Here is a 12,340-nt window from a genome sequence, read left to right as displayed (position 1 = left end):
CGGCCGCACCGAGGGCGTCAACACCCGAACCAAACGAATCATGAGACAGATGCACGGCCGAGCCGGATTCCCCCTCCTCCGCCACCGCATCCTCCTCCAGTGATCACTACACGGCGCTACCACCGATTACGGGCCAGAGCCAAACGTTCGGTGTAACGGCCGTTAGTTCATGGCGTCCCGAGCGTTAGCAGGGAATTGCCCCTGCTGGACCGCAACGCCTATGTCACCTATCACTGCTGAGCCAGTCCCCCGCGGGCAGACCGGCCGCCGGGCAGCCGCGCGGCGGCCGGCACACCCTGCTTCAGCGCCCGCCCGCGGCGGCCGGGGCTACACGGCGGGTCCGAAGGCCATGCTCTGCTCCGGGCAGCCGGCCGTCACCGATGCAGCGCTGCCATCTCGGGCTCGTCCGCGGTGAGGATCCAGCGCAGCTTCGTGCCCACCCACTCGGCGATGTATTGGCAGTGCACCTCGGCGGCCAGCGGCATCTACTGGGATGGGTCCTGGTCGGCCTTGGACCGATTCGAGCGAGCCGTGAACGTCACCAGACTGGTGGCCGCGCCCTGGTCGTCGGCGTACTCCTCACGCCGCTGCGTGGTCCATGCAGACCCTCCGCTGTCCCAGCTCTCCGCCCGGGGGAGGTCGACGTCCGCACCGCGTCGTACCGAAGTCCTGGTCCTTCGGAGCAGGAGAAGTGACGAGCTCGTGCCCTCGTGCGCGCCGCCAACCATCGGGAGTTCATCGCGCTTGAACAGCTGGCCGTCCTGGCGGAGAAGGCTGACCTGCTCCTCATCGGACTCGCCGTCGTCTTCGTCACGGACGCTCAGCCCGCGTCGGAGCTGCGCGCGGTGAGGACGCGGACGGTTCGTTCCCCGGTGTGTCCGTCGCGGCCGTGCCAGCAGCGGAAGTTGTCCAGGACCAGGATGTCGCCCTCGCCGAGCCGGAAGCGCGGGAGGGACGGTTCGATGTCGTGCACGGCTTCGCTCAGGCGGGCGAGCTGGGCGCGGACGTGGTCACTGTCGGGGTCGCGGTGGAGCGGCACCGCTCCGTCCGTGCGGCGTACGACGCGGCGTCCGGTACGGGTGAACTCGACGTGGCGCCCGATCCTGGGGATGGCCGGCAGCCCGCGCACGTCCGCCCAGGCGCCGTACAGGTCGACGTCGGTATCGGTGAGGAAGGTGTGCAACATGGGGTCGGTGGCGGCGAGACCGTCGATGAACGCGTACGCGTCCAGCGCGAAGGAGTCGCCTCCCTCGGGCGCCGGCCGGGCGCACTGGATGAGGACGTGGTCCTCGTCCGGGTGGCGCCTGCGGTGGGGGACTCCGCCGATGTCGACGATGATGTCGAAGCTGTCGGCGTGCAGGTGAACGGGGTTGCCCGGGTGCGAGGTGCGGACCCGTGGCGGGTACAGCTCGCGGAGTCGGTCGCCGATGACCTGCGCGGCGGCGACCACGAGGGCGTCGGGCGTGTTCTCGTGGCCGGTGAGGATCACTGCCCCGTCGCGGGCGAGCAGTTCGCGTGCCGTGCCGGCGTTCCCGTGCGGGACGCGGCCGGGGGCGATGCCCGGACTGGAGACGGGGCGCGGGTGGTGGGTCTGAGCGAATGCGTGCATGGTTCCAGGCTGCCCCGACAGGGGCGGTACGTCGTGGTCGTCAGGGAGTGTCGTCGCGTGCGGGCGGGCGCGAGAAGGTCCGGGCGCTGGGGACGAGGGCGGCGACGGCCGGGGCCACGAAGCACACGATCGCGCAGCCCACGAGAACGGCCCTGGGGCCGAAGGCGTCGATGGCCGGGGCGATGAGGGCGAGTCCTAGCGGGGCCAGGCCGTACGAGAGGAGGAAGTCCAGGGAGGAGACGCGGGCCAGCTTGTCCGGAGCCACCTCGCGCTGGGCGGCGGTGAACCACGGCACGTTGAACAGTTCGATGCCGATGCCCGCGACGGCGTAGGCGGCCATCACGACGCCCGGGTGCACCGGGAACACGAGGCTCAGTGGTGCGAGGCCGTAGGCGGCGAGCCCGGTGAGTGCGGCCCAGCCGGGGGAGCGAGGGCGCCGGCGGGCGATGAGCAGGGCGCCGGCGAGCGCGCCGGCGGTGTAGGCGGTCATCGCGCCCGCGAGGACCACCTCGGTGCCGTACTCCTCCCTGCTGACCAGGGGCAGCGCCACGCCGGTCGCAGAGTAACCGGTGGCTATGACGGCCGTCAGCGCGCCCAGACCGGCGAGGAACCACGGGTGCCTTCGTGCTTCACGTACACCCTCGGTGAACTCCGCCACGAAGGATGCACCGCCTGCTCCGGCCGCAGGTGCCGACGGGGCGCCGGCGGCCGCCGGCCGCTCGCCGCGACCTGGTACGCATGCGGCGACGACCCAGAGCAGCCCGATGCCCACCAGCAGCGCCCGTATGTCCAGGAAGACGGCGAGCAGCGCGGCCAGGGAGGGGCCCACGAGCGTGGTGACCCGTACCGCCAGGGTCATGGCGGCGTTGGCCTGCTGCCTGTGGTCGGCGTCGACCACTTCGGCGGTGAGGGCCTGGTAGGCGGGTCGGCAGGCGCCCTGGCCGGCTCCCGCGATCGCGGCGGCCGCCGCCATCAGCAGCACCGAGCGGCCCAGCCCCGCGGCGATCACCGGTGCCGCGGCTCCGGAGGCGAGCCCCGCCCACAGCACGACGCCCCGGCGGGAGTGCCGGTCGGCCAGCACCCCGGCCACGGGCACCGCGGCGAGGAATCCGACGGTGCGCGCGGCGAGGAGCAGGCCGAGGTCCGTGGCGGTCAGGGTCCGGTCGAAGACGGCGAGACCGAGGACGAAGGGCAGGGCCCAGGTGGCCAGGCCCGATGCGGTGGCGCCCGTCCAGAGGCGGAGGAAGGCCAGGTCGAGCAGAATCGTGCGCTGCTTCGTGGGAGGGGACTCGGCGGCGGTGGGCAGGGCGGAGGGGGTGGGCACGGGGAGTACTCCTGTCCTGTTGGTGGCGACGGATCGGACGCGAACCGGCTACAACGTCCCTGTCCAGCAGTGAGGTTGCGCGACGGGGCGGAACGTGGCACACGGCGGGCAGCGCGGCGCGTGACACACTATCGCGGTGATAATCATTTCCATTAGAGTGCTACCGGCCGTCTCCTCGCTATGGGTGTCGCGGCTCCGTGTCACTGGCCGGTCCGGGCTGCCTACCGGGTCGGAGAGCGTGCTAGGTTCCTATTTATGAACATGATTGTCATTTGCGAGGGAAAGTGACGGTACCGCACAAGCCTCCGCCCTCGGCTGACGCGGACCCGGTCGTCCCGGCCGAGGCGTTGGCGTCCCGGCCCGCTGGAGCTGTGCGAGCTCGACCCGCGTCCCGGAAGGTGTTGCTGCTGAGCTGTGCGGTGTTGGCCGCCGTCCTGCTCGTGTCCGTCGTCATCGCCATCGGACTCGGCCCTGCGGTCGTCGCCCCGGGGGAGACCGCCCGTCATCTGTGGGCGGCTCTCACTGGAGGGCGCATCGGTGCCAACGAGGTGACGACGTATCAGATCATCTGGCAGATCCGTACGCCGCGCGTGCTGCTGGCGGCGCTGGTGGGGGCCGGGTTGAGCGCGGTCGGAGTGGCGATCCAGGCCATGGTGCGCAACGCGCTGGCCGACCCCTTCGTCCTCGGGGTCTCCTCGGGTGCCTCCGTAGGTGCCGTCGGTGTCACGGTCACCGGCGGGTTCGCGGTACTGGGCATCTACGCCGTCTCCGTCGGCGCCTTCATCGGCGCACTTGTCGCCTCGCTTCTGGTGTACGCCGCCTCCTCCAATCGGGGTGCGCTGTCACCGCTGCGTCTCGTCCTGACGGGCGTGGCCATGTCGCTGGGCTTCCAGGCTGTCATGAGCTTGATCATCTACTTCGCGCCGGACAGCGAGGCGACGAGCATGGTCCTGTACTGGACCATGGGCAGTTTCGGGGCCGCGACCTGGGGCGCGCTGCCCGTGGTCTCCGCCGTGGTGCTGGCCGGACTCGCGGTCATGTACCGGTACGGGCGGGCGCTGGACGTGCTCTCCCTCGGCGACGAGACCGCCGCGAGCCTCGGCTTCGACCCCGACCGGCACCGCAAGGTGCTGCTGGTCCTCGTCTCGCTGGTGACGGGCGTCATGGTCGCCGTCAGCGGCGCCATCGCCTTTGTCGGACTCGTCATGCCGCACGTGGTGCGGATGGTCGTCGGCGCCACGCACGCCCGCGTGCTCGCCGTGGCCCCACTGGTCGGAGCGATCTTCATGGTGTGGGTCGACCTGGCGGCGCGGACCCTGGTCGCCCCGCGCGAGCTGCCGCTCGGAGTCATCACCGCGCTCGTGGGGGTGCCCGTCTTCATCGCGCTGATGCGGCGCAGGGGCTACACCTTCGGAGGTCGCTGACATGGACCTGAAACTCGACGGACTCTCCGTGGTGAGGGACGGCAGGAGTCTCGTACGCGGGTTGTCCCTGGACGTGCCGGACGGGCAGGTCGTGGGGCTCGTGGGGCCCAACGGAAGCGGCAAGTCCACCGCGCTGCGGTGCGTGTACCGGGCGCTGCGGCCCAGCTCCGGAACCGTCTGGGTAGGTGAGCAGGACCTGACCCGGCTCCCGATACGCCACAGTGCACGAACCATCGCGGCGATGACCCAGGACGGTGGCATCGACTTCGACTTCACGGTCGAGGAGGTCGTCGCGCTCGGACGCGCGCCCCACCTGCGGGGGAACCAGGCGCTCAGTGGCCGGGAACGCGAGCTGTGCGCGCGGGCGATGGACCAGCTCGACATCGGACACCTCGCCCACCGAGGCGTCATGACGCTGTCGGGCGGTGAGCGCCAGCGGGTCCTGCTGGCCCGCGCGCTCGTGCAGGAACCGGCGATCCTCGTCCTGGACGAGCCCACCAACCACCTGGACGTCCGCCACCAGGTCGACCTCCTCTCACTCCTGCGCGGTGCCGGGCTCACCGTCCTCGTCGTCCTGCACGACCTCAACCTCGCCGCGGCGGCCTGCGACCGGCTCGGCGTGCTCTCCCAAGGCCGCCTGGTCGCCTCCGGCACGCCCGCGGACGTGCTCACGACAGACCTCGTCGCCGACGTTTTCGGCGTCAAGGCCAGCATCGTCCCCCACCCGCTGACGGGCGATCCCCAGCTCCTGTATTCGCTCGACTCCACCCGCTGAAAGGCCACCCACGCATGCGTACAACCCGATACCCCACGATGGTCCGGCGGTCTGCCGCTCTCGGCTCTGCGCTGGCGGCGGCCCTGGTGCTCAGCGGATGTGGTGCCGAGGTCGAATCGGACGCCAAGGACTCCGGCACCGCCACCGTCAAGCGGTGCGGTGAACCGGTGGAGTACACGGTGCCCGAGCGGGCCGTCGCCTACGAAGGCGGCAGCGCGGACAAGCTGTTCGCCCTCGGACTGACCGAGCACGTGCACGGCTATGTGATGCCTCCCGCGAACCCGCCGGTGAGTGAATCCCCGTGGGCGTCCGAGTACGCGAAGGTGAAGATGCTCAGCGACGACCTCCTGAACAAGGAGGTCGTGGTCGAGGCCAAGTCCGACTTCGTCGTGGCCGGCTGGAACTCCGGCTTCAAGGACGAGCGGGGCATCACGCCCGAGATCCTGGACAAGCTCGGCATCCAGAGCTTCATGCACACCGAGAGCTGCTTCAACTACCCCGGCCACCCCGAGAAGATGAGCCCCTTCGACGCCCTCTACACCGACCTCGAACGACTGGGGAAGATCTTCCAGGTCGAGGAGAAGGCCACCGAAGTCGTCGACGGGTTGAAGAAGCGCGTGGAGAAGGTCGAGGCCAAGGCCCCGGCGGGTGACCCGGTACCCGTCTTCCTCTACGACTCCGGCACCGACCAGCCGTTCACCGCGGGTAACCAGGTGCCCCCCAACGACATCATCAAGAAGGCGGGCGGCAAGAACGTCTTCGACGGCCTCGACGAGCGCTGGACCCAGGTCAACTGGGAATCCGTGGCTGAGAGCGAGCCCGAAGTCATTGTCATCCTCGACTACGGCGACCTGCCCGCCGTGAAAAAGATCGACTTCCTGAAGAAGTCCCCCCACACCAGAGAACTCCCGGCCGTGAAGAAGAACAACTTCTTCGTCCTCGACTACAACGAGGGCATCAGCGGCCCCCGCAACATCGACGGCCTGGAGAAGTTCGCCACCTACCTGCGCGAACTCAAGGGCTGACTTCCCGCATGCCACGGCTTGCCGGGCAGGCATGACCCGCATGCCACGACTTGCCGGGCAGGCATGAACGCCCGCCGGACAGGCCATTGTTCGGCGTGGCCGCGTGCCATCCCGTTGTGTGACAAGGAAAGGACCCCATGGACATCGACCGTGACTCGATCGGTCGGGCCCTTCCACGGGGTTGACCGCGGGCGCGGGCAACAGGAAGTCGAGGGCGGCCGCCGGGGCCACTCCGCGCCGCATGAGACTGCCGGCCACCGGTTCGGACGCGCACTCGCGCCCAGGCGGCACCACCCCGGCGGCACCCGCCGCGGGTACCGAGAGAGCGGGGCTGCGCGGCAGCACCGGGGGAGACCCGTCGGGGACCCGCGTGCCGACGGCCGAGGAGACCAGCGCACCGAGCAGGAGGAACGGCACGCCCTGGACGACGACGGAGGTGAACACCGTTCACCAAGCCGCGAAGGGAGGCGTGTAAAGATCGAGAGCAAGCGCCGGGCCAAGCGCGTCGGCGACCGTGACGATCGTGAGGAGCGCGAAATCGCCGAGCAGGACGTTCACCCCTGCCCGCAAGGTCAGGCGTACGGCGTCGGCGAGCCCGCCCCCGCGTACTTCTGATCGCTCACGTCACTCGCTTCACCGTTCGGCAACCATCGCGCGGTGTCGGCCCGTCCAGCTCAGTAAGGCCACACTGAGCGCCCCGTGTCCGGACCTGGGCTTCACGCCGGCTGCCAGATCCGGGTCAGCGCCTGAGGGGTGAGTACCTGCTCGGGCGGGCCGTGTGCGACCAGCCGTCCGTCGCTGAGGAGCAGACAGGCGTCGGCCGAACGCGCGGCCTCGAGATCGTGCGTGGCCTGGACGACGGTCGTGCCGTCGGCCACCAGGTCGGTCAGCAGGGCCGTGATCCGCTCCCGCGCCTCGGGATCGAGGCCGGTGGTCGGCTCGTCCAGGAGCAGCAGGTCGGACTGTTGGGCAAGGCCCTGGGCGATCAGGACGCGCTGGCGCTGGCCGCCCGACAATTCGCCGAGCTGGCGGGCGCCGAGGTCGGCGACGCCCAGCCGTTCCATGGCGGAGTCGACCATGGCCCGGTCCTGCCGGGTCAGCCGCCGCCACAATCCACGCTCGCCCCAGCGGCCCATCTCCACGGTCTGCCGCGCCGTGAGGGGGAGCGTGTCGCCGACAGCGCCGCGCTGCGGGACGAAAGCCGGTGGCGAGCCCTCCGCGTACCGGAGCTGTCCGGATGTGGCAGTGATCACGCCGGCCAGGACGCCCAGCAACGTGGACTTGCCGCTTCCGTTCGGCCCTACGAGTGCGGTCATGGTCAAAGCCGTTATGTCCGCGCTGAGTTGGCGGAGAACGGGGCGGCCGGGGTAGCCGGCGTTCAGCTCGTGGAACCGGACGCGCTCGTTCCTCGGTTCGTCGTCCGGCGGTGACAGGGGGTTGTTTTTGAACATGGTTATCATTGTAGGCTCCTCGTATGGAGTGGTTGACGGCCCCTTTCGAGGTGGCCTTTGTGCAGCGGGCCCTGTGGGCCGGAATCCTGGTGTCGGCGATATGCGCCCTCGCGGGTACGTGGGTGGTACTCCGGGGGATGGCCTTCCTCGGCGACGCCATGTCCCACGGACTGCTGCCCGGCGTCGCGGTCGCCTCGCTGCTCGGCGGCAACCTGCTGGTGGGGGCGGTGGTGAGCGCGGCCGTCATGACCGCGGGCGTCACAGTCCTCGGCCGTACCCCGAGGCTGTCTCAGGACACCGGCATCGGCCTGCTGTTCGTCGGCATGCTGTCGCTCGGCGTCATCATCGTGTCCCGTTCGCAGTCCTTCGCGGTGGACCTCACCGGATTCCTCTTCGGTGACGTCCTCGCCGTGCGGGAGAACGACCTGATGCTCCTCGGGGTGGCCCTGCTCCTGGCGCTGGCCGTCTCGGTGCTCGGTCACCGTGCCTTCCTGGCCCTGGCGTTCGACGAGCGCAAGGCCCGCACGCTCGGGCTGCGTCCCCGGCTCGCCCACGCCGTGCTGCTGGGACTGCTGGCGCTGGCCATCGTCGCCTCGTTCCACATCGTGGGCACGCTCCTCGTCCTCGGCCTGCTCATCGCCCCGCCTGCGGCCGCACTGCCCTGGGCGCGCAGCGTGAGTGGGGTCATGGTCCTGGCCGCGGTCCTCGGCGCATCCGCCACCTTCGGCGGCCTGCTCCTGTCCTGGCACTTGAGCACCGCAGCCGGAGCGACCGTCTCGGCCCTCGCGGTCGGCCTCTTCTTCCTGTCCCACCTGGCGTCCGGACTCCGGCACCGCCGTCGTACGCGCCGTTCCGGCCTCCCGGTCCCGGCGGTCACCTCGGCCCCGAGCGCCCGCATGTCCCGACCGAACGAAACCTGAGGCGATTTCCTTGTCCGTCCGAAGAAACGTCACATCGCTGGTGCCCGCGCTGGCGGCCGTGTTTCTACTGACCGCCGGATGCGGAGGTCAGAAGGAAGCCGAGTCCGGCTCTGAGAACCCCACTTCCTCCGCCACCCCCCACGGCTACGTCGAAGGTGCCAGCGAGGCGGCCGAGCAGCAGTCCCGGCTCCTGCTCGGCGACCCCGGCAGTGGCGACATCCGGGTGCTGGACCTGATCACCGGCAAGGTGCACGACACCGCCCGCAGACCGGGTGTCACCGCACTCACCACGGACGGCCGTTTCGGCTACTTCCACACCGCGGACGGCACCCACGTGCTCGACAGCGGCGTATGGATGGTCGACCACGGCGATCACGTGCACTACTACCGCGCGAAGATCCAGGAGGTCGGCGAGCTCCCGGGCGGCACCGGTGCGCGCGTCCGCAGTGACGCGGGTGTCACCGTGGTCACGGCGGCGGACGGGAAGGCGAGCGTGTACCCCCGCGCCGAACTGGAGCAGGGCACCCTGGGCACCCCCTCCCGGCTCCCGGACGCGTACGCCGGCACCGTCGTGCCGTACGCGGAACACCTGATCACCCTCACCGGCGAAGGCGGCGGCCCCGCGAGGGTCGCCGTGCTCGACCGGTCCGGCAAGCAGGTCGCCGCGCCGGAGGCGGAGTGCGTGGACCCGCAGGGCGACGCGGTCACCCGGCGCGGGCTCGTCCTCGGCTGCGCCGACGGGGCCCTGCTCGTCCACGAGGACGATGGCGCCTTCACCGCCGAGAAGATCCCCTACGGCGAGGACGTGCCGCGGCAGGAGCGTGCCACCGAATTCCGGCACCGCCCCGGCAGCAGCACTCTCACGGCACCCGCGGGCAAGGAAGCCGTCTGGGTCCTGGACGTCACCGAGCGCGCCTGGACCCGGGTGCAGACCGGTCCCGTGGTCGCCGCCAACACGGCCGGCGAAGGCGCACCGCTGCTGGTTCTGGAGACCGACGGAGCCCTGCACGGCTACGACATATCCGCCGGCAAGGAGACCACGGTCACCGATCCCTTGCTGAAGGACATACCCGAAGCCGGGTCCGGGGGTACCACGACTGCGGTGATCGAGGTGGACCGCAGCCGCGCCTACCTCAACGACCCCGAGGGCAGGCGCGTGCACGAGATCGACTACAACGACAACCTCCGGGTGGCGCGCACCTTCGACCTGGACGTCCGTCCGTCCCTGATGGTGGAGACGGGCCGATGAGCGTGCGCGTGGGTGCGGCACGGGTCCGTGCCCTGCTGGTGGCCCTGGTCAGCTTCTTCGTCCTCTCCTGTGCGGCGACCGGCTGCGCGGGCGGTGGCGACGACGATCGGCCGAGGGTCGTGGTGACCACCAACATCCTCGGCGACATCACCCGGGAGATCGTCGGGGACGAGGCGGACGTCAGTGTCCTGATGAAGCCCAACGCCGATCCGCACTCCTTCGGCCTGTCGGCCGTGCAGGCGGCGGAGCTGGAGAACGCGGACCTGGTCGTCTACAACGGGCTCGGGCTGGAGGAGAACGTACTGCGGCACGTGGAAGCGGCCCGCGCGTCCGGGGTAGCCACTTTTGCGGCGGGCGAGGCGGCCGACCCGCTCACCTTCCACGCCGGGCAGGAGGGCGGCCCCGAGGAGGAGGCCGGCGAACCCGACCCGCACTTCTGGACCGATCCCGACCGGGTGCGCAAGGCCGCCGGCCTGATCGCCGACCAGGTCGCCGAACACGTGGGCGGCGTGGACGAGAAGGCCGTCCGGGCCAACGCGGCACGCTACGACGGACAACTCGCCGACCTCACCGCCTGGATGGAGAAGTCCTTCGCCACCGTGCCAGAGGACCGGCGCGCTCTGGTGACCAACCATCACGTCTTCGGCTACCTCGCCGACCGCTTCGGCTTCCAGGTGATCGGCGCCGTCATCCCCAGCGGCACCACCCTCGCCTCACCCAGCTCCTCCGACCTGCGCTCCCTGACCCAGGCCATGGAGAAGGCGCATGTGCGCACTGTCTTCGCCGACTCCTCCCAGCCCACGCGGCTCGCCGAGGTGCTGCGCCAGGAGATGGGCGGTGACGTCGACGTCGTCTCGCTGTACTCCGAGTCGCTGACCGAGAAGGGCAAGGGCGCCGGCACCTACCTGGAGATGATGCGCGCCAACACCTCAGCCATGGCCGACGGCCTCACCGGCGACTGAACGAGCTTCCCCGCGGCCCGGCGAACCGATTACGCCAGCCGTTCCACCACGCAACCCCGCGCCCTGAGGGCCGGAGAGGAAAGACACGCGATGAACAGGTCGACACGCGCCAGAACGCTCACCGGCACGGCACTCGCCCTGGCGGCGGCCATGACGCTGACCGCCTGCGGCGGCAACGACGACGCCTCCTCCGACGCCGAGCCGAAGAAGCAGACGAAGAGCAGCGAGGCCGTTGCCGTCAAGAACCCGATCGTCGCCTCCTACGACGGGGGCCTCTACGTCCTCGACGGCGAGACCCTGAAGCTGGCCAAGACGATCGAGCTGCCCGGCTTCAACCGGGTCAACCCGGCGGGCGACCAGGACCACGTCGTCATCTCCACCGACAACGGCTTCCGCGTGTTCGACGCCGCCAGGCAGGAGTTCACCGACGCCGAGTTCAAGGGTTCCAAGCCGGGCCACGTGGTGCGGCACGGCGGCAAGACAGTGCTGTTCACCGACGGCACGGGTGAGGTGAACGTCTTCGACCCCGCCGCTCTGGCCGGCGGGAAGCAGCCGGAGGGCCGCACCTACACCTCCGCGGAACCCCACCACGGTGTCGCCATCGAACTGGCGGGCGGCGAACTCGTCAGCACGCTGGGCACCGAGGAGAAGCGCACCGGCGCCCTCGTCCTGGACAAGGACAACAAGGAGATCGCACGCTCCGAGAACTGCCCCGGCGTGCACGGCGAGGCCGCCGCCCAGGGCGACGTGGTCGGACTGGGCTGCGAGGACGGCGTCCTCCTCTACAAGGACGGCAAGTTCACCAAGGTCGACGCCCCCGACGACTACGCCCGCACCGGCAACCAGGCCGGCAGCGATGCCTCCCCGATTCTCCTGGGCGACTACAAGACCGACCCCGAGGCGGAACTGGAGCGGCCGACCCGCATATCGCTGATCGACACCCGCACCGCGAAGATGAAGCTGGTCGACCTCGGCACCAGCTACTCCTTCCGCTCGCTGGCCCGCGGCCCGCACGGCGAGGCGCTCGTGCTCGGCACCAACGGTGTCCTCCACGTCATCGACCCGGAGACCGGGAAGGTGGAGAAGAAGATCGACGCCGTCGGCGACTGGACCGAGCCCTTGGACTGGCAGCAGCCCAGGCCCACCCTCTTCGTCCGTGACCACACGGCCTACGTCTCCGAACCGGGCAAGCGCCAACTGCACTCCTTCGACCTGGACTCGGGCGAGAAGCTGACGTCCGTGACCCTGCCGAAGGGCACCAACGAGCTGTCCGGAACGGTGGCCGGTCACTGACCGGACCCGCTCCCAGCGCTCCCTGAGCAGCGCCCGCCGGCCCTGGGCCGGCGGGCGCTCTGTACTGCCCGCATCAGCCGCACCCGCGACCGCTCAGAAGGACCGGTGGGCTCCTCGCCGCCGGTCGGTGAGGCCACCAGACCTCCGGCGTTCCTTCTGCGCGTCCGTCGAGAGCTGGACGCCGTTCAAGCGCGCTGCTCCGCGGAGCCCGGGCCTGGGGCGACCCGGGTGAAACCGCACCTGTCGCAGACACCGGTCAGTTCCACCGTGTGCTCGACCTCGGTGAAACCCATGCCTTTGGCGACGCC

Annotated in this window: 10 protein-coding genes and 1 pseudogene; 7 read left to right on the top strand and 4 right to left on the bottom strand. The window is 70.3% G+C overall.

What is annotated here, in order from left to right:
• Window positions 1–820: 820 nt before the first annotated feature.
• On the bottom strand, window positions 821–1,609 hold the full coding sequence (locus VN520_RS36350; RefSeq protein ID WP_325751225.1) for a TauD/TfdA family dioxygenase: 789 nt from the start codon (window positions 1,607–1,609) through the stop codon (window positions 821–823).
• 40 nt (window positions 1,610–1,649) lie between these two features.
• Window positions 1,650–2,915, bottom strand: a complete 1,266-nt coding sequence (locus tag VN520_RS36345; protein WP_414720064.1) for an MFS transporter — start codon at window positions 2,913–2,915, stop codon at window positions 1,650–1,652.
• Window positions 2,916–3,337: 422 nt separating this feature from the next.
• Here VN520_RS36345 and VN520_RS36340 point away from each other — a divergent pair, with 422 nt between their 5' ends.
• The 3 genes from VN520_RS36340 to VN520_RS36330 are packed head-to-tail and all read left to right on the top strand — an operon-like array spanning window position 3,338 to window position 6,157.
• A complete protein-coding gene (locus tag VN520_RS36340; RefSeq protein WP_325751226.1) occupies window positions 3,338–4,357 on the top strand; it encodes an iron ABC transporter permease in 1,020 nt (339 codons plus the stop codon).
• 1 nt (window position 4,358) lies between these two features.
• Window positions 4,359–5,132 (top strand): ABC transporter ATP-binding protein, encoded by a 774-nt coding sequence (locus tag VN520_RS36335; RefSeq protein WP_325751223.1) that lies wholly within the window; start codon window positions 4,359–4,361, stop codon window positions 5,130–5,132.
• A 14-nt stretch (window positions 5,133–5,146) separates the two neighbouring features.
• Entirely contained in the window at window positions 5,147–6,157 is a 1,011-nt protein-coding gene (locus tag VN520_RS36330) for an ABC transporter substrate-binding protein (RefSeq protein WP_325751222.1), read from the top strand.
• 234 nt (window positions 6,158–6,391) lie between these two features.
• Here VN520_RS36330 and VN520_RS36325 read toward each other — a convergent pair.
• Window positions 6,392–6,574, bottom strand: a pseudogene (locus tag VN520_RS36325) (hypothetical protein); the annotation flags it as partial.
• 299 nt (window positions 6,575–6,873) lie between these two features.
• A complete protein-coding gene (aztA, locus tag VN520_RS36320) occupies window positions 6,874–7,608 on the bottom strand; it encodes a zinc ABC transporter ATP-binding protein AztA (protein WP_325751221.1) in 735 nt (244 codons plus the stop codon).
• A gap of 23 nt (window positions 7,609–7,631) precedes the next feature.
• Between aztA and aztB the strand changes: the two genes are divergently transcribed.
• From aztB to aztD, 4 genes are all read left to right on the top strand, one after another.
• Window positions 7,632–8,528 (top strand): zinc ABC transporter permease AztB, encoded by an 897-nt coding sequence (gene aztB / locus VN520_RS36315; RefSeq protein ID WP_325751220.1) that lies wholly within the window; start codon window positions 7,632–7,634, stop codon window positions 8,526–8,528.
• A 10-nt stretch (window positions 8,529–8,538) separates the two neighbouring features.
• Window positions 8,539–9,777, top strand: coding sequence for a hypothetical protein (locus tag VN520_RS36310; protein WP_325751219.1), 1,239 nt, complete (start codon window positions 8,539–8,541; stop codon window positions 9,775–9,777).
• On the top strand, window positions 9,774–10,739 hold the full coding sequence (gene aztC / locus VN520_RS36305; RefSeq protein WP_325751218.1) for a zinc ABC transporter substrate-binding protein AztC: 966 nt from the start codon (window positions 9,774–9,776) through the stop codon (window positions 10,737–10,739). The genes VN520_RS36310 and aztC overlap by 4 nt, the downstream gene beginning before the upstream one ends.
• Before the next feature lie 90 nt (window positions 10,740–10,829).
• On the top strand, window positions 10,830–12,032 hold the full coding sequence (gene aztD, locus VN520_RS36300) for a zinc metallochaperone AztD (RefSeq protein WP_325751217.1): 1,203 nt from the start codon (window positions 10,830–10,832) through the stop codon (window positions 12,030–12,032).
• Window positions 12,033–12,340 lie beyond the last annotated feature (308 nt).

Source organism: Streptomyces sp., from assembly GCF_035563135.1.
In the GTDB taxonomy this organism is placed as follows: domain Bacteria; phylum Actinomycetota; class Actinomycetes; order Streptomycetales; family Streptomycetaceae; genus Streptomyces.
The sequence above is the reverse complement of the archived record's forward strand: the minus strand, read 5'-3'. Positions and strand labels throughout refer to the sequence as shown.

What these genes read in the sequence shown, in the direction of transcription:
- VN520_RS36330 (WP_325751222.1), top strand. Translation starts at nt 5,147, where the DNA reads ATGCGTACAACCCGATACCCCACGATGGTCCGGCGGTCTGCCGCTCTC.
- aztC (WP_325751218.1), top strand. Translation starts at nt 9,774, where the DNA reads ATGAGCGTGCGCGTGGGTGCGGCACGGGTCCGTGCCCTGCTGGTGGCC.
- aztD (WP_325751217.1), top strand. Translation starts at nt 10,830, where the DNA reads ATGAACAGGTCGACACGCGCCAGAACGCTCACCGGCACGGCACTCGCC.
- aztB (WP_325751220.1), top strand. Translation starts at nt 7,632, where the DNA reads ATGGAGTGGTTGACGGCCCCTTTCGAGGTGGCCTTTGTGCAGCGGGCC.
- VN520_RS36335 (WP_325751223.1), top strand. Translation starts at nt 4,359, where the DNA reads ATGGACCTGAAACTCGACGGACTCTCCGTGGTGAGGGACGGCAGGAGT.
- aztA (WP_325751221.1), bottom strand. Translation starts at nt 7,608, where the DNA reads ATGTTCAAAAACAACCCCCTGTCACCGCCGGACGACGAACCGAGGAAC.
- VN520_RS36350 (WP_325751225.1), bottom strand. Translation starts at nt 1,609, where the DNA reads ATGCACGCATTCGCTCAGACCCACCACCCGCGCCCCGTCTCCAGTCCG.